The following is a 21,917-nucleotide window of genomic DNA, read 5'->3' as shown; positions in this document are numbered from 1 at the left end:
CCCATCATGCGGCCATTCTCCTATTCTTGGCCGAACATTCCTTCACACAGTGCATCCCATGCTGAAGAAGCTGTTCCAGTCTTTCCGCCCTCCCGTAGCGGGCCAGCACCACAAGCGCACCACGCCTGAGGTGATCAACAAGAGCCAACATTCGCTGCAGCGCCACCAGTTCAGCCGCCATGCGGTGAACATCGTCGAGCGCCTGCAGAGCGCGGGCTATCAGGCCTACCTGGTCGGTGGCTGTGTCCGCGACCTGCTCCTGGGCATCACGCCCAAGGACTTCGACGTCGCCACCAGCGCCACCCCCGAACAGGTCCGTGCCGAGTTCCGCAATGCGCGCATCATTGGCCGCCGCTTCAAGCTGGTCCACGTGCATTTCGGCCGCGAGATCATCGAAGTCGCCACCTTCCGCGCTCACCACTCGGACGACGACCAGGGCGACAGCCACCGTTCGTCGCACAATGCCAGTGGTCGAATCCTGCGTGACAACGTGTACGGCAGCCTGGAAGAGGACGCGCAACGCCGCGACTTCACCATCAATGCCCTGTACTACGACCCGGTCAGCGAGCGCATTCTCGATTACGCCAACGGCGTGCACGACATCCGCAACCGCCTGCTGCGCCTGATCGGCGACCCGACCCACCGCTACCAGGAAGACCCGGTGCGCATGCTGCGCGCCGTGCGTTTCGCGGCCAAACTCGACTTTGGCATCGAGAAGCACACCTTCCAGCCGATCCGCGGCCTGGCCCCGCTGCTGCGCGAAATCCCGCCAGCGCGGCTGTTCGAGGAATGCCTCAAGCTGTTCCTCAGCGGCCAGGGTGCGATGGCCTTCGAGATGCTAGTCGACCTGGAGCTGTTCGAGCCGTTGTTCCCTGCCAGTGCGCAGGCCTTGGACGAACGCCCGACCTACACCCACACCCTGATCAGCCAGGCGCTGAACAATACCGACCTGCGCGTCAAGCAAGGCAAGCCGGTGACCCCGGCGTTCCTGTTCGCCGCCCTGCTCTGGCCAGCCCTGCCAAGCCGTGTTCTGCACCTGCAGAACCAAGGCGTGCCGCCGATCCCGGCAATGAACGGTGCAGCTCACGACCTGATCGCCGAGCAGTGCGCGCGCATCGCCATTCCGAAGCGCTTCACACTGCCAATCCGCGAAATCTGGGACATGCAGGAGCGCCTGCCGCGCCGCAGCGGCAAACGCGCCGACATGCTGCTCGACAACCCGCGCTTCCGCGCCGGCTACGACTTCCTGCTGCTGCGCGAAAGTGCTGGCGAAGAAACCGATGACCTCGGCCAGTGGTGGACCGACTACCAGGACGCCAACGAAAGCCAGCGCCGCGAGATGATCCGCGAGCTGGGCAGCCGTGATGAAGGCACCGGTGCTGGCCCGCGCAAGCGCAAACGTAGCAGTAGCAAGCGCAAACGAGGCGGCGAAGAGGCGTTCGAGTGATCACTCGCGCCTACATCGGCCTGGGCAGCAACCTGGATGCACCGGCCGAGCAACTGAACAGCGCCCTGCAGGCGCTGGATCAGGTCGATGGCACCCGCCTGGCGGCTGCTTCGGCCTTGTACACCAGCGACTCGCTGCTGCCTGGCCAACCGCGTTACACCAACGCCGTCGCGGCCCTGGACACCCAGCTCGAACCCCTGGCCCTGCTCGACGCCCTGCAAGCCATCGAGAATGGCCAGGGCCGCGTGCGCAAGGAACGCTGGGGCCCGCGCACGCTCGACCTGGATATTCTGCTGTTCGGTGATCAGGTCATCGATGTGCCGCGCCTGCAGGTGCCGCACTACCACATGCACGCACGCCCCTTCGTGCTGTACCCGCTGGCCGAGCTGGTGGCAGACGACTTCCACCTGGCAGATGGCCGCCCCTTGGCGCAGCTGCTCGAAGCCTGCCCATTCGTCGGCCTGGAACGCCTGTAATACGGGGCTTCCAGCCGAAGGTAACGCCAGTAACACCCTGTTAGTAACAATGCGGTAACAGGGTGATTGACTTCCCCCACCTCGCTCACGACTATAGGCGTCCCGTGTGGCACCAAAGTGCCGCGTACCCGTATTTAGGCCCGGACGGACCTGTGCCCGAACATCACACGCGATGATGTGCCGCTCCGGAAGATGACTACACGCGTTGTTCGCAGTCGTTTTTCACAGCGCCTGAACGAGGATTTCCTACATGCCTGAAGTAACCCTGACCACCCTTCACGGCCTCAAGGCCAAGGGTGAAAAGATCACCATGCTGACCTGCTACGACGCGACCTTCGCCAAGGCCGCCAGCCAGGCCGGTGTCGAAGTGTTGCTGGTGGGCGACTCGCTGGGCATGGTCCTGCAGGGCCATGACAGCACGCTGCCCGTCACAACTGCGGAAATGGCCTACCACACTGCCTGCGTCAAACGCGGCAACGATGGCGCGCTGATTCTTGCGGACCTGCCGTTCATGGCCCACGCCACGCCCGAGCAGGCGTTTGCCAACTGCGCCACACTGATGCAGGCCGGCGCCCATATGATCAAGCTGGAAGGCGCCGCCTGGCTGGGCGAAACCATCCGCCTGCTGGCCGAGCGAGGCGTGCCGGTGTGTGCGCACATGGGCCTGACCCCACAAACCGTCAACGTGCTGGGCGGTTACAAGGTACAAGGGCGCCAGGAAGCACAGGCCCGTCAGATGCGTGCCGATGCAATCGCACTGGAACAGGCCGGTGCAGCCATGCTGCTGCTGGAGTGTGTGCCCAGCGAGCTGGCGGCCGAAATCACCCAGGCGGTGGGCATCCCGGTAATCGGCATTGGCGCCGGCAGCGCCACCGATGGCCAGGTATTGGTACTGCACGACATGCTTGGCCTGTCGCTGAGCGGCCGGGTACCGAAGTTCGTGAAGAACTTCATGGCCGGCCAGCCAGACATCGCCAGCGCCCTCGCGGCCTACGTGAAGGCCGTCAAAGACGTCAGTTTCCCAGCGAGTGAGCACGGATTCAGCGCATGAACACAGTCAAGACCGTCCGTGAACTGCGCGCCGCCGTCGCGCGCGCCCGCGGTGAAGGCAAGCGTATCGCTTTCGTGCCGACCATGGGCAACCTGCACAGCGGCCATGCCGCGCTGGTGACTAAAGCAGCCCAGCGCGCCGACTTCGTCGTCGCCAGCATCTTCGTCAACCCGCTGCAGTTCGGCGCCAACGAAGACCTCGACAAGTACCCGCGCACCCTCGCCGCCGACCAGGAGCGCCTGCTTCAGGCCGGCTGCAACCTGTTGTTCGCACCCACTGTCGAGGAAATGTACCCCGACGGCATGGCCGTGCAGACCCGCGTCAGCGTGCCAGCCCTTTCCGAAGGCCTGTGCGGCGCCAGCCGCCCAGGCCATTTCGAGGGCGTGGCGACCGTGGTCAGCAAGCTGTTCAACATGGTGCAGCCTGACCTCGCCGTCTTTGGAGAAAAGGACTACCAGCAATTGGCAGTGATTCGCGCCATGGTGCGCGACCTGAACATGCCGATCCAGATCATCGGCGAACCAACCGTGCGCGCCGATGATGGCCTGGCACTGTCGTCGCGCAACGGTTACCTGACTGCTGAACAGCGCGCCACCGCACCGGTCGTGTACCGTACGCTGCAGCAGATTGGCGAGGCCATCAAGCGTGGCCAGCGCGATTTTGCCGCGCTGGTTGCCGACGGGCAGGCTCAACTGACAGCAGCCGGGCTGCGCCCGGACTACCTGGAAGTGCGCCATGCGCTGCACCTGCGCCCGGCCATGCTCGATGACCGTGACCTGGTCATTCTGGTTGCCGCCTACCTCGGTAACACCCGGTTGATCGACAACCTGTACCTGCATCTGGACGAAAAGACCGCGTGACGGTGAGGGGGGCTGCTTTCGCGGCCCCCCCCCAAAATCCCCTCCCCGCCCCATTCCCTGCTTCAAACCATTGCCTATAATGATGGCCAGCCTGAACCCGGCAACCACTGCCCTGTCCAAGCACCACCACGCATTAAGGAACTCTGCGCAATGGCGTATTACCGTACACCCCACGATGTTACGGCCCTGCCCGCCTGGCAGGCCCTTCAGCAGCACCGCGACGCCATGCAAGGTTTCAGCATGCGCGAAGCCTTTGCCGCCGACGCCAAGCGCTTCGACCAGTTCTCGCTGAGCAGCTGCGGCCTGTTCCTGGACTATTCGAAAAACCTGATCAACGAAGAAACCCGCGACCTGCTGGTGAACCTGGCCGAACAAGTCGGCCTGCAGGATGCGATCAAGTCGATGTTCAGCGGTGAGATCATCAACGCCTCGGAAGGCCGGCCCGTGCTGCACACCGCCCTGCGCCGCCCGGTGGGTGACAAGCTGAGCGTGAACGGTGTCAACGTGATGCCCGAAGTGCACAAGGTGCTCAACCAGATTACCGAGCTGGTGGGGCGTATTCACGACGGCCTGTGGCGCGGTTACAGCGAAAAGCCGATCACCGACGTGGTCAATATCGGCATCGGCGGCTCGTTCCTCGGCCCGGAACTGGTGTCTGAAGCCCTGCTGCCCTACGCCCAGCGTGGCGTACGCTGCCATTACCTGGCGAACATCGACGGCAGCGAATTCCATGAGCTGTCGGCCAGCCTGCGCGCCGAAACCACCCTGTTCATCGTTTCGTCCAAGTCGTTCAACACCCTAGAAACGCTCAAGAACGCCATGGCCGCGCGTACCTGGTACCTGGCCCAGGGCGGTTCGGAAGCCGAGCTTTATCGCCACTTCATCGCGGTTTCCAGCAACAAGGCCGCCGCAGTGGCCTTCGGCATCCGCGAAGAAAACATCTTCCCGATGTGGGACTGGGTTGGCGGGCGTTATTCGCTGTGGTCGGCCATCGGCCTGCCGATTGCCCTGGCCATCGGTACCGCCAACTTCAAGGAACTGCTGTCTGGCGCCTACACCATGGACCAGCACTTCCAGACCGCGCCTTTCGACAAGAACATGCCGGTGCTGCTGGCCCTGCTTGGCGTCTGGTATGGCAACTTCTGGGGTGCTCGCAGCCACGCGATCCTGCCGTACGACCATTACCTGCGCAACATCACCAAGCACCTGCAGCAATTGGACATGGAGTCCAACGGCAAGAGCGTGATGACCGACGGCACGCCGGTGAAGACCGACACTGGCCCGGTGATCTGGGGTGGCGTTGGCTGCAACGGCCAGCATGCCTACCACCAGTTGCTGCATCAGGGCACCCAGCTGATTCCGGCGGACTTCATCGTCCCGGTGGTGAGCTTCAATCCGGTGGCCGACCACCACCAGTGGCTGTACGCCAACTGCCTGTCGCAGAGCCAGGCGCTAATGCTGGGCAAGACCCGCGAAGAGGCCGAGGCCGAACTGCGCCAGAAGGGCCTGAACGAAGCCGATATCGAAAAGCTCGCGCCGCACAAGGTGATCCCGGGCAACCGCCCGAGCAACACCCTGGTGGTCGAGCGCATCAGCCCACGGCGCCTCGGCGCGCTGGTGGCGATGTACGAGCACAAGGTCTTCGTGCAGAGCGTCATCTGGGGTATCAATGCCTTCGACCAATGGGGTGTGGAGCTGGGCAAGGAGCTGGGCAAAGGTGTCTACCAGCGCATCGTCGGTAGCCTGGAAGACAGCGCCGAAGACGGCTCGACCCAAGGCCTGATCAACTACTTCCGCGGCCGTCACCGCGGTTGATGGCACCCGGGGCCGTCAGCGGCCCCACCTCGACAAACAGCCCCCTCGCGCCAGCCTATCCCAGGCTGGCATGCGCCGTTACATCTTGTTAAGGTGCGCCACATCAACCACCACACCATCGAGAGGGATCTTATGGACAGGCTGAAGGCCACGATCTTTGGCAGCATGAAATCGGACTATTACTTCCGCCAGCTGGTATTTGGCGTAATCATTGGCGCGATTTTCATCAGCGGCAAGGTCAACGCTTCGCCCGAACTGCCAGTGGGCGAAATTACCCTGGCACTCATCAGCACCGTGCTGTACCCCTATGCACGCTTCGTGTACGAAGGCATCGTCGGCTTCATCATGGGCAACAACCTGTTCGCGGTGCCTGCACTGCTGATGTTGCTGGTCAAGGTCATGACTATGTTGACGTGCTGGTTCCTGGCCATCTTCATAGCGCCAATCGGGCTAGGTTACCTCTATTGGAAAGTCGGCCGCCCGTCAGCCAACTGACTACACACAGGGCTTACCATCAAGGTGGGCCCTTTGTCTATCAAGGCCAGGCGAACCCTGCCTGACTACACTTGTCCATCGAATAGCCGTTGCAGTCCATCGCCCCCACAAGCGCAAAGGACCCCTGCCATGTTCGATATCCGCGACTACCCCGAGGCCCTGGCCGTCAGCCAGTCCGCCGCCCTCTCCAGCGAAGAATACCGCCGCCTCTATCGCGAGTCGGTCGACGACCCTGACACCTTCTGGGCCGAACAGGCCCAGCGCCTGGACTGGATAAAACCGTGGTCCAGCGTGCAGCAATGCGACCTCACAACCGGCAAGGCCCGCTGGTTCGACGGTGCCCAGCTCAACGTCAGCTACAACTGCATCGACCGCCACCTGGCCCAGCGCGGTGAGCAGACTGCCCTGCTGTGGGAAGGCGATGACCCGAATGATTCCAAGCCAATCACCTACCGCGAGCTGCACCGGCAGGTCTGTCGCTTGGCCAATGCACTCAAGGCACGGGGTGTGAAGAAAGGCGACCGGGTATGCATCTACATGCCGATGATCCCTGAAGCCGCCTACGCCATGCTCGCTTGCACACGCATCGGCGCCATCCATTCGGTGGTGTTTGGCGGGTTCTCCCCGGACGCCTTGCGCGATCGTATCCTCGACGCCGACTGCCGCACCGTCATCACCGCCGATGAAGGTATCCGCGGCGGCAAGCGCATCCCGCTCAAGCAGAACGTCGACAAGGCCCTGGCCAGTTGCCCGGACGTCAGCAGCGTGTTCGTGGTGCGCCGCACCGGTGGCGATGTGGCCTGGAGCGAAGGCCGTGACCTGTGGTACGTCCAGGCCACCGAAAAAGCCGGTGACGACTGCCCGCCTGAACCGATGGAGGCCGAAGACCCGCTGTTCATCCTCTATACCTCCGGCAGCACCGGCAAGCCCAAAGGCGTGCTACACACCACCGCCGGCTACCTGCTGCAGGCCACCCTGACCTTCAAGGTGGTGTTCGACTACCGCGAGGGCGAAGTGTTTTGGTGCACCGCCGACGTGGGCTGGGTGACCGGCCACAGCTATATCGTCTATGGCCCGCTGGCCAATGGCGCGATCTCACTGATGTTCGAGGGCGTGCCCAACTACCCTGATACTTCGCGGTTCTGGCAGGTGGTGGACAAGCATCAGGTCAATATCTTCTACACCGCCCCCACCGCACTGCGCGCGCTGATGCGCGAAGGCTCCGGGCCGCTGCAGGGCACCTCACGCAAGAGCCTGCGCCTGCTCGGCAGCGTCGGCGAGCCGATCAACCCGGAGGCCTGGGAATGGTACTTCGAAGAGGTCGGGCAAAAACGCTGCCCCATCGTCGACACCTGGTGGCAGACCGAAACCGGCGGCATCATGCTCACCCCGCTGCCCGGCACGCAGACCCTCAAGCCTGGCTGCGCGACCCAGCCCATGTTCGGTGTGCAGCCCGTGCTGCTGGATGAAAAAGGCCAGCTAATTGAAGGCCCCGGTGCGGGCCTGCTGGCGATCAAGGCCAGTTGGCCGGGGCAGATCCGCAGCGTTTACGGTGACCACCAGCGCATGGTCGACACCTACTTCAAACCCATGCCCGGCTACTACTTCACCGGGGACGGCGCCCGCCGTGACGCCGACGGCGATTACTGGATCACCGGCCGCATCGATGATGTGATCAACGTCTCCGGCCACCGCATCGGCACTGCTGAAGTGGAAAGCGCACTGGTGCTGCACAACAGCGTCGCTGAAGCGGCCGTGGTTGGTTACCCGCATGACCTCAAGGGCCAGGGCGTGTACGCGTTCGTCACCACCATGAACGGCGTGACGCCGGACGATGCGCTCAAGGCCGAACTCCTGGCGCTGGTCAGCAAAGAGATCGGCAGCTTCGCCAAACCCGAGCTGATCCAGTGGGCCCCGGCCTTGCCCAAGACCCGCTCCGGCAAGATCATGCGGCGTATACTGCGCAAGATCGCCTGCAACGAGCTCGACAGCCTGGGCGATACCTCGACCCTGGCCGACCCGAGCGTGGTACAGGGGTTGATCGACACACGCCTCAATCAATAGCCGGCGGCACCTGTTCATGGCCGCCCTGAACGACAGGTCGCCATGGAAGCCCTACGCCGCCGCATCGAAACCCAGGTCATGAGCCTCACCGGGCTGGCCCTCGGCCAGCTCGACCTGGAATCCCCCAAAGGGGACCCTGGCCTGTTTGGCCCGCACAGTATCAGCTGGCGTGTACATGGCGACTTTCCCAGCATGTTGGTGGGCGGCATCAGCGCCCTGATGCTGCAGGTACTGCACCCGCTGGCGCTCGCAGGGGTATGGGACCACTCCAACTTTCGCCAGGACCTGCTCGGCCGGCTGCGCCGTACCAGCCAGTTCATCTCCGGCACCACATTCGGCTCGACCCGCGACGCCGAGTGGCTGATCGAAAAAGTGCGCACCATCCATCTACAGGTGACCGGAACAGCCCTCGATGGCCGCCCGTATGCTGCCAGCGACCCCGACTTGCTGACCTGGGTACACGTGGCCGAAGTCAGCAGCTTCCTGGCAGCCCACCTGCGTTATCGTGACCCAGGCCTGTCGCGCGCCGACCAGGATGCCTACTACCATGAGATCGCCCTGATTGCCGAGCGCCTGGGTGCCCGCGATGTACCGCGCTCCTGCCAGCAGGTCGAGGACTACCTGCAGCACATGCGCCCAGCGCTGCAATGCGACGCACGCAGCCTGGAGGTGGTGAGTATCCTGCTCGCAGCGCCGGCCCCAAGCCGGCTGGCAGAACCGGTAGGCAAGCTGATGCTGCACGCCGGCATCGACCTGTTGCCCGGCTGGGCGCAGACCATGCTCGGCCTTCATCAGGGGCCGCTGCAACAGCGCATGATCCGCCTGGGGCTCAAACGCACCGCTCCTGTATTGCGCTGGGCCATGCGTGACGGTTCGGCGCACCGGGCCAAGCGCCGCATGGGCATCGAGTGAGGGCGAATGAGCGCATCAGCGGAACCGATTTAACCTGCCATACTCCAAGCACTCCGGCTTAGACAGACGAAGCGACACATGTACAAAGGATTGACTCGCGCCCTTGGCGCACTGCTGGCTCTCGTGGCCCTCTACAGCCTGCTTGGCTTCCTAATCGTTCCGGGTGTCGCCTTGCGCATCGCCAACCAGCAGCTGGCGCAATACGCCACCGTGCCGGCGCACCTGCAACGCATCGAACTCAACCCGTTCAGCCTGGAACTCACGCTGTGGGGCTTGCAGATCGGCGAGCCGGGCAAGGAGCAGGTCGGCTTCGAACGGTTGTACGCCAACCTTGCGCTGGACAGCCTGTGGAGTGGTGCCCTGCGCCTGCAGGCCGTGGAGCTCGACAAACCCCGCAACGAAGTGCTGTTCGCCAAGGACGGTACCCTCAACCTGACCCAGTTGTTCAAGCTGCCGGCCAGCGAAGCCAAGCCCGACCAGCCGCCCAGCGATCCATTCCCGTTGCGCATCGGCAGCATCAAGCTCAGCGGTGGTTACCTGCACTTCGAGGACCAGCGCCCGAGCGAGCCGATCGAGTTCCTCTACGACGACATGAACCTGGAGCTGAAAAACCTCAGCACGTTGCCCGATGACAATGCCGACATGACCCTGGTGGCGCGAGGCCCGAACGGTGGCCGCATCGACTGGAGCGGCACCCTGGGCCTGGCACCGATCGCCTCGGAAGGTACGCTGAAAATCACCGATGGCCAGATGAAGCTGTTCTGGCCGTATGTGCGCGATGCCGTGCCGCTGGTGCTGGATGACGGGGTACTCAACCTCGATACCCATTACAAACTCAACCTGTCCAAGACCACCGAACTGCTGCTCGACAACACGTCCCTGCGCGTCGCCCCATTCGCCATCAAGGCCCCTGATGGGCGCCCACTGGCTCGCCTGGCCAGTTTGCAGGTCAGTGAGACCTCAATCGACCTGGCCAAGCAACTAGTGACCGTCGGCAAAGTCCGTAGCGAAAAACTGGAGACGTGGGCAGCGCTGGAGCAGGATGGCCAGCTCGATTGGCAGAAGCTCTTTGCCAGCCAGCCGGCCAAGGCCACGACGAAAGAAAAAGAGGCACCGGCAGCGGCCGAGCCCACCCCCGAAGAAAAAGCTGCGAAGGAGCCGAGCAAACCCTGGCAGGTACTGCTCAAAGACGTGCAACTGCGCAATTACCAGGTGCATCTGGCCGACCGTAGCCAGAAAGAACCGGTAGCGCTGGACGTCGGCCCGTTGAACCTGGACATGCAAGGCTTCGACAGCCTCAACAAGTCCCCCTTCACCCTCAAGCTCGACACGGGTATCGGCAAGCAGGGCAAGCTACAGGCCACCGGCGAGGTCAACCTGGCGCCGGTCACCGCCAAGCTCGATGTCAGCACGCGCGACATCGACCTGCGTGTCGCCCAGGCCTATATCAGCCCGTTCATCCGCCTTGAGCTGCGCAGCGGCATGCTCGCCAGCGACCTCAAGGTCGACCTGAAAAGCACCGAACCACTGGCCTTCACCGTGGCCGGCAAGGCGCAGGTCAATCAGCTGCATACCCTCGACACCATCAAGGACCGCGACTTCGTCAAATGGCAGCAGGTGAATGTGGACGGCCTGGCCTACGTGCACGGCGATGCCCTGTCGATCGACAAGGTGACCCTGTTGCAGCCCTATGCCCGCTTCATCATCAACGAAGATCGCACCACCAATGTCGATGACCTGCTGATTCCGCAGCCTGCCGGTGCACCTGCATCGAGCCAGGCCAAGCCGGCCAGCGCCCCCGACAGCAAGCCGCTGGGTATCCGTATCGGCCAGATCAGCATCAACGACGGTTCGGCCAACTTCGCCGACCTTACCCTGACGCCCAACTTCGCCACAGCCGTACAGCAGCTCAATGGCCAGGTCGGCACCATCGACAACCGCAAGCCGGCGCCGGCCAAAGTGGATATCAAGGGCAAGGTCGACCGGTATGCACCGGTGACCATCAAAGGTGCGCTAAACCCATTCAACCCAATGGCCAGCCTGGACATTGCCACCAGCTTCAAACGCGTCGAGCTGACCACGCTGACGCCCTACTCCGGCAAGTTCGCCGGGTTCCGCATCCGCAAGGGGCGCCTCAATCTCGACCTGCACTACTTGATCACCAATGGCCAGCTGAAGGCCGAAAACAAGGTTGTGGTCGAGCAGCTCCAGCTGGGTGAAAAGGTCGACAGCCCGGACGCGGTCGACCTGCCGATTCGTCTGGCAGTCGCACTGCTGAAAGACACCGAAGGCAAGATCTCGATCGAGCTGCCGGTGACCGGCGACCTCAACAACCCTCAGTTCAGCGTGATGCCGATCGTCTGGCAGACCCTGCGCAACCTGGTGCTGCGTGCGGCCCAGGCACCGTTCAAGTTCATCGGCGGGCTGATTGCCGGTGGCGGCTCGCAAGACCTCGGCAACGTCTCGTTCGCCCCAGGCTCCAGCGAGCTCTCGGGCGATGCGCAGTCGGCCCTGAACAAACTCGCCTCGGCACTCAAGGAACGCCCAGAGCTGCGCCTGGAGATCGAAGGCACCAGCGCGCAGAGCAGCGATGGCCCGCTGATCGCCCAACAGCGCCTGGAGCGCGAATACCAGGCTACCTGGTACAAGATCCTGCAACGGCGTGGCGACAAGGTGCCGGCCAATGCCTCGATGCTGGTGGTCGACGACAGCGACAAACCGGCCATGCTCGAAGGTATCTACCGTACCCGCCTGAAGCAGCAGCCCCCGGCAGAATGGGAACAACTGGGCCGCGAAGAGCGCGCCACCAAGCTGCGCGATGCCGTGATCAAGTCATGGGCCGAGAGCGCCCCACTGCTGCGTACCTTGGGCCAGGAGCGAGCCAGCAGCATCAAGGACTACCTGGTCGACAAGGGCAAGCTGGAAGACGATCGGGTGTATTTCATCGATACCACGCTGGGGCAGGCCGAGACAGATGGCCGGGTGATTACCCCGATGCATCTGGATGCCGAGTAATCTCCGTATGCAAGTCCTACCCCTCGCGGCTGAAGCCGCTAAGGGCCGGTGCAGGCTCAACCCAATCGCTGCCCCGACACCGCCGGGTGGTACAGGGGCTGCACCTTGTTCCCCGCCGGGTCGAGCAGGTGGAAGCTGCGCGCACCATCCCCATGGTTGAACGGCCTGTCCAGCAAGGTCACGCCATGAGCCTTGAAGTACTGATACCAGGCTTCCAGCTCCTCGACGCTGTCGACGATAAACCCATAGTGATCCAGCGTCTGCAGGCCATTCGCAGCCCCTGCTCCACGCCCCAGCGACAGGTTGTCGTTGCCGCAGGTCAGGTAGACCAAGTCCTCGTTGGCCCTATTCAGCACTTCCATACCCAACACGTCGACATAGAAGCGCTCACACTCCTCCAGGTTGGGCACCAGCAAGGCAATGTGGCGAAGGCCGTTCAGGCGACCAGGGCGAGCAGGTAATTCGGACATTGGCGCGACTCCATTTTTGTATACAATTCGTTAACGAATGTAAAACAAAAGGAAAGCCTTGTGTACAGTCTGTTCATCAAAACGCGCGTCAAACCGGGTTGCGCCGAACAATTCCTCAGCGCCATCCAGGTCAATGCCGCCGCTTCCGTCGCTACCGAGCCGGGCTGCCTGGTGTTCGATGTCTCCCAGGACCGCGCAGATCCTGAGGTGATCTACCTCTATGAGATCTACCAGGATGACGAGGCCTACGAGGCGCATACCCGCACAGCGCATTTTCGCGACAGCCGCCCGCTGGTGGAACCGCTGATCGCCGATCAGGAATACTTCGAAAGCGACGTTATTGCCCGCAATCCGGTGTTCTGAGCCCCAATGAAAAGCCCCGGCCTGGGCCGGGGCTTTGTGTAGAAGTGGCCAACTCCGTTTGGCCTACGGGACAATCCTTATTCTGCTTTCAGGCCATCAGCCGAAACGGCTTTCACGCCTTTGATTTTCTTGGTGATGGCTACAGCCATCTCTTTCTGCGATTCGGTCACAGCGGTGGTCGACGACAGCGATACCACACCTTTGTTGGTCTCTACCTTGATGTCAGAGCCCGGAATGCCCTTCTCGGTCAGCAGGTCGGATTTGACCTTGGTGGTGATCCAGGTATCGGAAGTAGCTTCCTTGGCTTGGGTCATCTCACCTGCCGCGAGCGTCATTGGGGCCTGGGTGGACTGCTGTGCGAAGGCCGCATTAGCCATGGTCAGGGTCAGAGCGGTAGCAGTAGCGGCAGCAATGGCGAACTTCTTCATGTGGGTCACTCCTGTTTATTCGAAAGGTCTGCGCCGTTAGTCCTGGCGGCAGGTATGAAGGTAGTTGCACGGCCTGTGCCAGGTTTTCCGCTTCGCTTGTTCCCTTATAAATCAATGAGTTAGGCGCAACCTGGTAAATCGCCTGTCGTGCAATTTGCAACCTGCGGCATAAATCTGCGTGCAAGATGCAAGTCCACAAATGGTTCCGCCTGGGCAACAAAAAAGGGCCCCGAAGGGCCCTTTTTATTGCTGCGTGTGCGTCGCTTAAACGCCCGAGGCCTTGGCCGCGGCTACGTCCTTGATCGACAGCTTGATACGGCCGCGGTTGTCCACGTCCAGTACCAGCACTTCGACTTCCTGGCCTTCTTTCAGAATGTCGGTGACCTTCTCTACACGCGCATCGCTGAGCATGGAGATGTGCACCAGGCCATCCTTGCCAGGCAGGATATTGACGAAGGCGCCGAAGTCGACGATACGCTCGACCTTGCCCACGTAGATCTTGCCGATCTCGGCCTCGGCGGTGATACCCAGAACGCGCTGGCGAGCTGCCTCTGCCGCTTCTTTGGTTTCGCCGAAGATCTTGATCGAACCGTCGTCTTCGATGTCGATCGAAGCCTTGGTCTCTTCGCAGATCGCGCGGATGGTGGCGCCGCCTTTACCAATGACGTCACGGATCTTGTCGGTGTCGATCTTCATCGCGATCATGGTCGGAGCGTTGGCCGACAGCTCGGTACGCGATTGACCGATGATCTGGTTCATCTGGCCGAGGATGTTCAGGCGCGCTTCCAGGGCTTGGCCCAGGGCGATTTCCATGATCTCTTCGGTGATGCCGTTGATCTTGATGTCCATCTGCAGCGCGGTTACGCCTTTGGCGGTACCGGCAACCTTGAAGTCCATGTCGCCCAGGTGGTCTTCGTCACCCAGGATGTCAGTCAGAACGGCGAACTTCTCGCCTTCCTTGACCAGGCCCATGGCGATACCGGCTACCGGTGCCTTCATCGGCACACCAGCGTCCATCAGGGCCAGGGAAGCGCCGCAGACCGAAGCCATGGAGCTGGAACCGTTGGACTCGGTGATTTCCGACACTACACGGATGGTGTACGGGAACACGTCCGCAGCAGGCAGCATGGCCTGAACCGAACGGCGGGCCAGACGGCCGTGGCCGATTTCACGACGGCCAGCACCGCCCATGCGGCCACACTCGCCCACCGAGAACGGTGGGAAGTTGTAGTGCAGCATGAAGGGGTCTTTCTTCTCGCCTTCCAGGGTGTCCAGCAGCTGGGCGTCACGGGCAGTACCCAGAGTCGCGACAACCAGGGCCTGGGTTTCGCCACGGGTGAACAGTGCCGAACCGTGAGTCTTCGGCAGGACGCCGACTTCGATGTTCAGCGGGCGAACGGTCTTGGTGTCACGGCCGTCGATACGTGGCTTGCCGTTGACGATGTTTTCGCGAACGGTGCGGTATTCGATTTCGCCAAAGATTTCTTTGACCTCGGCAGCCGATGGCTGGCCTTCTTCACCGGAGAACTTGGCGATCGCCTGATCGCGCAGCTCGCCCAGGCGCGCATAGCGGTCGGCCTTGACGGTGATGGTGTAGCCCTGCGAAACGCCCTCGCCGAATTCGGCGCGGATGGCGTTGAACAGTTCGGTGTTGGCAACGGCTGGTTTCCAGTCCCAGGTAGGCTTGGCAGCTTCGGCGGCCAGCTCTTTCACAGCCTGGATAACGGCCTGGAATTCGTCGTGGGCGAACAGTACGGCGCCCAGCATCTGGTCTTCGGTCAGCTCTTGGGCTTCCGATTCAACCATCAGCACGGCGTCGGAGGTACCAGCAACCACCATGTCCAGGCTCGAGGCAGCCAGTTGCTCGTAAGTTGGGTTCAGCAGGTAGCCGGTGCTTTCGTGGAAGGCAACGCGCGCAGCGCCAATTGGGCCTTCGAACGGAATGCCGGAGATGGCCAGGGCTGCCGAGGTACCGATCATCGCAGCGATGTCCGGATCGGTCTTCTTGCTGGTGGACACCACGGTGCAGACGACCTGGACTTCGTTCATGAAGCCTTCAGGGAACAGCGGACGGATCGGACGGTCGATCAGGCGCGAGGTCAGGGTCTCTTTCTCGGAAGGACGGCCTTCACGCTTGAAGAAGCCACCCGGGATCTTACCGGCGGCGTAGGTCTTTTCCTGATAGTGGACCGACAGCGGGAAGAAGCCCTTGCCTGGATCGGCCTGCTTGGCACCGACCACGGTCACCAGCACAGTGACGTCGTTGTCGACGGTAACCAGCACGGCGCCGGTTGCCTGGCGGGCAATGCGGCCCGTCTCGAGAGTAACGGTCGATTGACCGAACTGGAATTTCTTGATTACCGGGTTCACGGTTTCCTACCTTTTTCAGTGGCTCTGGGGGAACTGGTTTCTTGCGAATTCTTGGGCAGAACAGGGAATCGGCCCCGTTGACCGTCCAGATACAACACGAGGCTGGGAGCCTGGCGCCGAGCGGGTAATCCGCTCAACATTGCCAGGCTGCCAACCTCGGAGATACGCGTGGCGTGTCCGACAGGAACGCTGCAAGGCAGCGCCCCCGAAGCATGCAACACGCCATGCACACCACTGACCAGGCCGCTATTAGCGACGCAGGCCCAGGCGACCGATCAGGGCGCTGTAACGAGTGGTGTCTTTGCCCTTCAGGTAGTCCAGCAGCTTACGACGCTGGTTAACCATACGGATCAGGCCACGACGCGAGTGGTGGTCTTTACCGTTGGCCTTGAAGTGGCCTTGCAGCTTGTTGATGTTCGCGGTCAGCAGAGCAACCTGAACTTCCGGGCTACCAGTGTCGCCAGCAGCTTGCTGGTAGTCGGTAACGATTTGAGCTTTTTCTTCAACGCTGAGGGCCATTTGGCTTCTCCTGATAACGGACCCCGCGAACGGGTTCCAATAGGCCAGGGACTGCTCCCTGTATTAATAAAAAAGGTGTGACCGTGCCTACTGACAGCCACCCTTGTATCCGCAGGTCTCAGCCAAAGCCTTGACCCGTGGTTCCGGTCATTCCGACCGAATCAGTCGACGCGGCGCAATGCGCCCGTCTTCGCTCACTTCACCGATACCGATGAAGCGACCATTGTGATCCTGTACCCGGACCATGCCGAACTGCGGCGCGTCCGGCGCGCGTACTGCCTGGCCATGCAGCCAGTAGAAGGCGCTGTGTTCGGAAAGGCTCAACAACGGCCAGTCCTGCAAGCCACTGTCGGAAGGCATCAGGAAGCGATCGAGCGCTTCGTTGCCACCTTCGGCGTGGGCCTGTTCGAGTTCCTCGAGGGTCACGGTCTGGGCCAGCTCGAAGGGCCCGGCGTGGGTCCTGCGCAGCTCGGCAACATAGGCGCCACAGCCAAGAGCCTCGCCAATATCCTCTACCAGGGTACGGATATAGGTGCCTTTGCTGCATCCTACGCTCAGCCGTGCACGGGTGCCTTCGCACTCGAGCAACTCCAAGCGGTTAATAGTAACAGAACGCGCATCGCGCTCCACTACCTCTCCTGCACGTGCCAGTTTGTACAGCGGCTGGCCATCGCGCTTGAGCGCCGAGTACATAGGCGGTATCTGGCTGATCGGGCCGCGAAAACGAGGCAGCAAGGCCTCGATATCGGCACGACCAACGGTCACCTCGCGGGTCTGCAGAACCTCGCCTTCAGCGTCGGCAGTGTTGGTAGTCTGCCCCAGCTGCATGACGGTTTCGTAGCCCTTGTCGGAATCGAGCAGGTACTGCGAAAACTTGGTCGCCTCACCGAAGCACAGCGGCAGGACGCCCGTTGCCAGCGGGTCGAGGCTGCCGGTGTGGCCGGCCTTTTCCGCATTGAGCAACCAGCGGACCTTCTGCAGCGCCGCGTTGGAGGTGAACCCCAGTGGCTTGTCGAGCAGGATGATGCCGCTGACGTTGCGGCGGATACGTTTGACCTGGGCCACCGCTTACTCCTTGGTGTCCTGCTCGTCGGTATCCTTGTGCTGGCGGTCTTCGGCCACAGCACGTTCGATCAGCGCCGACAGGTGAACACCACGGCTGACGCTTTCATCGAAGTGGAAGTGCAGCTGCGGCACGCTGCGCAGTTGCATCGAGCGGCCCAGGTGCAGGCGCAGGAAGCTGGCTGCGCTGTTCAGCGCCTTCAGCGACTGCTTCACGGCGTCCGGGGTTTCTTCGCCCATGACGGTGATGAACACCTTGGCATGGCCCAGGTCGCGGCTGACGTCCACGGCGGTGATGGTCACCAGACCGACGCGTGGATCCTTGACTTCACGGCGGATCAGTTCTGCCAGCTCGCGCTGCATCTGATCACCGATACGTTGGGTACGGCTATATTCTTTGGCCATTCTTGCTACCTGTATCTTAAAGCGGCAAACGCCCGGTCAGGCTGAAGCCTGACCGGGCGCTACCTACTGAGGCGCTGCCCACCGCCCTGGGGCGGGGGCTGGCACCCTGCTCGCCCTTAGAGGGTACGAGCAACCTGGACTTTCTCGAAGACTTCGATCTTGTCGCCGACCTTGACGTCGTTGTAGCTCTTGACGCCAATACCGCACTCCATGCCCGAACGTACTTCTGCAGCGTCGTCCTTGAAGCGACGCAGCGATTCCAGCTCGCCTTCGAAGATCACAACGTCGTCGCGCAGTACGCGGATCGGACGGTTGCGGTGCACAGTACCCTCGATGACCATACAGCCAGCGATGGCGCCGAACTTCGGCGAACGGAACACGTCACGCACTTCGGCGACACCCAGGATGTTCTCGCGAACATCGCTGCCGAGCATGCCGGTCAGGGCCTTCTTGACGTCTTCGATGATGTCGTAGATCACGTTGTAGTAACGCATATCCAGACCTTCCTGCTCGACGATCTTGCGCGCGCCGGCATCGGCACGCACGTTGAAGCCGAACAGCACCGCGTTGGACGCCAGCGCAAGGTTGGCATCGCTCTCGGTGATACCACCGACGCCGCCACCGATGACACGAACCTGAACTTCGTCGTTGCCCAGGCCGCCGAGCGAGCCGTTCAACGCTTCCAGGGAACCGCGTACGTCGGTCTTGAGGACGATGTTGAGCGTCTTCTTCTCTTCCTGACCCATGGTCTCGAAGATGTTTTCCAGCTTGCCGGCGTGAGCACGGGCCAGCTTGACCTCACGGTATTTGCCCTGACGGAACAGCGCAACTTCGCGGGCTTTCTTCTCGTCGGCAACTACGGACAGCTCGTCACCGGCTTCCGGGGTGCCATCCAGGCCGAGGATCTCGACCGGGATCGACGGGCCGGCTTCCTTCACAGGCTTGCCGTTCTCGTCGAGCATGGCACGTACACGGCCATAGTTGGAGCCGCACAGGACCATGTCGCCCTGACGCAGCGTACCGTCCTGAACCAGGATGGTCGCCACAGGGCCGCGACCCTTGTCCAGGCGCGATTCGACGACGACACCACGACCAGGAGCGGTCGGGGTAGCCGTCAGCTCGAGCACTTCAGCCTGCAGCAGGACGGCTTCGAGCAGTTCGTCGACGCCGGTACCCATCTTCGCCGAAACCTTGACGAACGGCGTGTCACCACCCCATTCCTCGGAGGTCACGCCTTCGACGGACAGCTCGTTACGAATGCGATCGAGGTCGGCACCCGGCTTGTCGATCTTGTTCACCGCAACCACCAGTGGAACGCCAGCTGCCTTGGCATGCTGAACAGCTTCACGGGTCTGCGGCATCACGCCGTCGTCCGCCGCCACCACCAGGATGACGATGTCGGTCGCCTTGGCACCACGAGCACGCATCTGGGTGAACGCAGCGTGGCCCGGGGTATCGAGGAAGGTGACCATGCCGCGGTCGGTTTCCACGTGGTAGGCACCGATGTGCTGGGTAATACCACCGGCTTCGCCAGCGGCAACCTTGGCACGACGGATGTAGTCGAGCAGCGAGGTCTTGCCATGGTCAACGTGACCCATGACGGTAACGACCGGGGCGCGCGATTCGACTTGGCCTTCGAACTTCAGCGATTCGGCCAGGGAATCTTCCAGGGCGCTATCGCTGACCAGAGTGACCTTGTGGCCCAGCTCTTCTGCGATCAGCTGAGCGGTTTCCTGGTCGAGCACCTGGTTGATGGTGACCGGAGTACCCATCTTGAACATGAACTTGACCACTTCAGCGCCCTTGACGGACATCTGGTTGGCCAGCTCGGACACGGTGATGGTCTCGCCGATGGTCACGTCACGGATGACGGGGCCGGTCGGGTTCTGGAAGCCGTGCGCATTGCGCTTCTTCAGCTTGCCCTTGCCACCACGACCACGACGAGCGCCATCGCTCTCTTCGTCGGTAGTGCGCGGCGCGGCACGCGGCGTCGGAGCTTTTTCTTTCTCCTTGACCTTGACCTTGATCGACACGCGCGGCGCCTCGCCACGACGACGGTCGTCATCGCGAGTGCGGCTTTCGTTGCGACGGGTCTCGTCCTTCTTGCGCTCGGCGGCACGCGCAGCGGCGTCTTCGGACGCTGGTGCGTCGGCAACTACCGGAGCCGGAGCAGCAGGTGCCGGCTCAGCCTTGGCAGCTGGCGCAGGCGCAGCGGCGGCAGTTTCGGTCGACTGGCGACGAGCCTGCTCTTCGTTGCGCTGGCGAACATCGGCCTCGACCTTGTCGCGAGCGGCATTTTCAGCCGCACGGCGCTCGTCCTGCTCACGCTTCTGCTCAGCCTGGATCTCTTCCGGGCTGCGCTGAACGAATACTTTCTTCTTGCGTACTTCTACGCTGATGCTTTTGCTACCGGCGACACGCAGCGTGCTGGTGGTCTTGCGCTGCAAGGTAATCTTGCGCGGCTCTTCCGCCTTGCTTTTGTGGCTGCTTTTCAAATGAGTCAGCAGAGTCTGCTTCTCATTGTCGGTCACTACCTGACCGGCGTCGGTGTGCGGCAGACCTGCCTCACGCATCTGCTGCAGCAGGCGCTCTACCGGTGCCTCGACCTCTTGGGCCAGTTCTTTCACCGTGACTTGCGTCATGCACTTCTCTCCTCAGGCCGCGCCTAATTACTCGAACCAGTGGGCTCGGGCGGCCATGATCAACTTGCCGGCACGCTCTTCGTCGATGCCGTCGATGTCGAGCAGGTCGTCAATCGACTGCTCGGCCAGGTCTTCGCGGTTAACCACGCCGCGCACCGCCAGTTCCGCCGCCAGGTCCTTGTCCATGCCCTCAAGGGAGAGCAGGTCTTCGGCCGGATGGGCGTCTGCCAGTTTTTCTTCGGTAGCGATGGCCTTGGTCAACAAACGGTCCTTGGCTCGAGCGCGGAGCTCATTGACGATATCTTCGTCAAAGCCATCGATGTTGAGCATTTCTTCCAACGGTACGTAGGCAATTTCTTCGAGGCTGGTAAAGCCTTCGTCGACCAGCACTTGGGCCAGCTCCTCGTCGACTTCCAGTTCATCGATGAAATTGCGCAGGATGTCACCGGTTTCTGCCTGCTGCTTGGCCTGGATGTCCTTCTCGGTCATCACGTTCAGGGTCCAGCCAGTCAGCTGACTGGCAAGGCGAACGTTCTGACCACCACGGCCAATGGCCTGGGCCAGGTTGTCCTCGGCAACGGCGATGTCCATTGCATGGGCATCTTCATCAACGATGATCGCCGCGACTTCGGCCGGCGACATGGCGTTGATGACAAATTGCGCCGGGTTATCGTCCCACAGGACGATATCCACACGCTCACCACCCAACTCTCCGGATACGGCCTGGACGCGCGAACCACGCATGCCGATACAGGCACCTTGCGGATCGATACGCTTGTCCTTGGAGCGGACGGCGATCTTGGCACGCGACCCCGGATCACGGGAGGCGGCCATGACTTCGATGAGGCCTTCAGCGATTTCCGGCACTTCGATGCGGAACAGCTCGATCAGCATCTGTGGCGCGGTACGCGACAGGATCAGCTGCGGGCCGCGGTTCTCGGTGCGGATTTCCTTGAGCAGCGCACGCAAGCGCACGCCAACACGGAAGGTCTCACGTGGAATGATGTCTTCGCGGGCCAGCAGCGCCTCGGCGTTGTTGCCCAGGTCGACGATGACGTTGTCGCGAGTGACCTTTTTGACGGTACCCGAGATGATCTCGCCAACGCGTTCGCGGTAAGCGTCAACCACCTGGGCTCGCTCGGCCTCGCGGACCTTCTGCACGATGACCTGCTTGGCGGTCTGGGCGGCGATACGACCGAATTCGATGGACTCGATCTTCTCTTCGATCACGTCACCTACCTTGGCTTCAGGGTGGGTCTCGTGAATCTTGGCCAGCCAGGTCTCGATCGCCGGATCGTCCAGATCGGCTTCGTCGACAACTGTCCAGCGACGGAAGGTCTCGTAGCTACCGGTGTGGCGGTTGATTTCCACACGCAGATCGACTTCGTCTTCAAAACGTTTTTTGGTTGCAGTAGCCAGGGCCACTTCCAGCGCTTCGAAAATGACGCCGGGCGGTACACCTTTTTCGTTGGATACCGATTCAACAACCAGCAGTACTTCTTTGCTCATCGTACGCCTCGCCT

Annotated in this window: 18 protein-coding genes; 10 read left to right on the top strand and 8 right to left on the bottom strand. The window is 62.0% G+C overall.

Features of this window, described 5'->3' with window-relative positions; translation table 11 throughout:
- The first annotated feature begins 58 nt into the window (after positions 1–58).
- From ACFY68_RS22465 to ACFY68_RS22425, 9 genes are all read left to right on the top strand, one after another.
- A complete protein-coding gene (locus tag ACFY68_RS22465; RefSeq protein ID WP_346615348.1) occupies positions 59–1,447 on the top strand; it encodes a polynucleotide adenylyltransferase PcnB in 1,389 nt (462 codons plus the stop codon).
- On the top strand, positions 1,444–1,923 hold the full coding sequence (gene folK, locus ACFY68_RS22460; RefSeq protein WP_387531877.1) for a 2-amino-4-hydroxy-6-hydroxymethyldihydropteridine diphosphokinase: 480 nt from the start codon (positions 1,444–1,446) through the stop codon (positions 1,921–1,923). The genes ACFY68_RS22465 and folK overlap by 4 nt, the downstream gene beginning before the upstream one ends.
- Before the next feature lie 250 nt (positions 1,924–2,173).
- Entirely contained in the window at positions 2,174–2,974 is an 801-nt protein-coding gene (panB, locus tag ACFY68_RS22455; RefSeq protein WP_387531874.1) for a 3-methyl-2-oxobutanoate hydroxymethyltransferase, read from the top strand.
- Positions 2,971–3,834: a pantoate--beta-alanine ligase gene (gene panC / locus ACFY68_RS22450; RefSeq protein WP_387531871.1), complete on the top strand. Its 864-nt coding sequence runs from the start codon at positions 2,971–2,973 to the stop codon at positions 3,832–3,834. The genes panB and panC overlap by 4 nt, the downstream gene beginning before the upstream one ends.
- Before the next feature lie 150 nt (positions 3,835–3,984).
- Entirely contained in the window at positions 3,985–5,649 is a 1,665-nt protein-coding gene (gene pgi / locus ACFY68_RS22445) for a glucose-6-phosphate isomerase (RefSeq protein WP_387531868.1), read from the top strand.
- Between the two features lie 132 nt (positions 5,650–5,781).
- Positions 5,782–6,144: a hypothetical protein gene (locus ACFY68_RS22440; RefSeq protein WP_387531865.1), complete on the top strand. Its 363-nt coding sequence runs from the start codon at positions 5,782–5,784 to the stop codon at positions 6,142–6,144.
- Positions 6,145–6,273: 129 nt separating this feature from the next.
- Complete coding sequence (gene acs, locus ACFY68_RS22435) at positions 6,274–8,208, top strand: acetate--CoA ligase (RefSeq protein ID WP_387531862.1); 1,935 nt, start codon at positions 6,274–6,276, stop codon at positions 8,206–8,208.
- A 42-nt stretch (positions 8,209–8,250) separates the two neighbouring features.
- Positions 8,251–9,120: an oxygenase MpaB family protein gene (locus tag ACFY68_RS22430; protein WP_387531859.1), complete on the top strand. Its 870-nt coding sequence runs from the start codon at positions 8,251–8,253 to the stop codon at positions 9,118–9,120.
- Between the two features lie 78 nt (positions 9,121–9,198).
- Positions 9,199–12,135 carry a DUF748 domain-containing protein gene (locus tag ACFY68_RS22425; protein WP_387531856.1) on the top strand — a complete coding sequence of 979 codons (2,937 nt, stop codon included), beginning with the start codon at positions 9,199–9,201 and terminating at the stop codon, positions 12,133–12,135.
- A 56-nt stretch (positions 12,136–12,191) separates the two neighbouring features.
- On the opposite strand, the gene ACFY68_RS22420 is transcribed toward ACFY68_RS22425, so the two are convergent.
- On the bottom strand, positions 12,192–12,605 hold the full coding sequence (locus tag ACFY68_RS22420; protein ID WP_346615340.1) for a VOC family protein: 414 nt from the start codon (positions 12,603–12,605) through the stop codon (positions 12,192–12,194).
- A gap of 60 nt (positions 12,606–12,665) precedes the next feature.
- Here ACFY68_RS22420 and ACFY68_RS22415 point away from each other — a divergent pair, with 60 nt between their 5' ends.
- Positions 12,666–12,968, top strand: a complete 303-nt coding sequence (locus tag ACFY68_RS22415; RefSeq protein ID WP_387531852.1) for a putative quinol monooxygenase — start codon at positions 12,666–12,668, stop codon at positions 12,966–12,968.
- 77 nt (positions 12,969–13,045) lie between these two features.
- On the opposite strand, the gene ACFY68_RS22410 is transcribed toward ACFY68_RS22415, so the two are convergent.
- The 7 genes from ACFY68_RS22410 to nusA all read right to left on the bottom strand — a co-directional run bounded on the left by ACFY68_RS22410 (position 13,046) and on the right by nusA (position 21,903).
- The gene (locus tag ACFY68_RS22410) at positions 13,046–13,396 is read right to left on the bottom strand and encodes a BON domain-containing protein (protein WP_346615338.1); all 351 of its coding nucleotides are present in this window, start codon (positions 13,394–13,396) and stop codon (positions 13,046–13,048) included.
- 264 nt (positions 13,397–13,660) lie between these two features.
- Complete coding sequence (gene pnp, locus ACFY68_RS22405; RefSeq protein ID WP_346615337.1) at positions 13,661–15,766, bottom strand: polyribonucleotide nucleotidyltransferase; 2,106 nt, start codon at positions 15,764–15,766, stop codon at positions 13,661–13,663.
- Between the two features lie 249 nt (positions 15,767–16,015).
- Positions 16,016–16,285 (bottom strand): 30S ribosomal protein S15, encoded by a 270-nt coding sequence (rpsO, locus tag ACFY68_RS22400; RefSeq protein WP_016489163.1) that lies wholly within the window; start codon positions 16,283–16,285, stop codon positions 16,016–16,018.
- 147 nt (positions 16,286–16,432) lie between these two features.
- Positions 16,433–17,350, bottom strand: a complete 918-nt coding sequence (truB, locus tag ACFY68_RS22395; RefSeq protein WP_387531847.1) for a tRNA pseudouridine(55) synthase TruB — start codon at positions 17,348–17,350, stop codon at positions 16,433–16,435.
- 3 nt (positions 17,351–17,353) lie between these two features.
- On the bottom strand, positions 17,354–17,752 hold the full coding sequence (rbfA, locus tag ACFY68_RS22390; RefSeq protein WP_346615335.1) for a 30S ribosome-binding factor RbfA: 399 nt from the start codon (positions 17,750–17,752) through the stop codon (positions 17,354–17,356).
- A gap of 116 nt (positions 17,753–17,868) precedes the next feature.
- Positions 17,869–20,394: a translation initiation factor IF-2 gene (infB, locus tag ACFY68_RS22385; RefSeq protein WP_346615334.1), complete on the bottom strand. Its 2,526-nt coding sequence runs from the start codon at positions 20,392–20,394 to the stop codon at positions 17,869–17,871.
- A 27-nt stretch (positions 20,395–20,421) separates the two neighbouring features.
- On the bottom strand, positions 20,422–21,903 hold the full coding sequence (nusA, locus tag ACFY68_RS22380; protein ID WP_346615333.1) for a transcription termination factor NusA: 1,482 nt from the start codon (positions 21,901–21,903) through the stop codon (positions 20,422–20,424).
- Between the last annotated feature and the right edge of the window lie 14 nt (positions 21,904–21,917).

This window comes from Pseudomonas sp. NPDC012596 (genome assembly GCF_042902325.1).
Lineage (GTDB): Bacteria > Pseudomonadota > Gammaproteobacteria > Pseudomonadales > Pseudomonadaceae > Aquipseudomonas.
The sequence above is the reverse complement of the archived record's forward strand: the minus strand, read 5'-3'. Positions and strand labels throughout refer to the sequence as shown.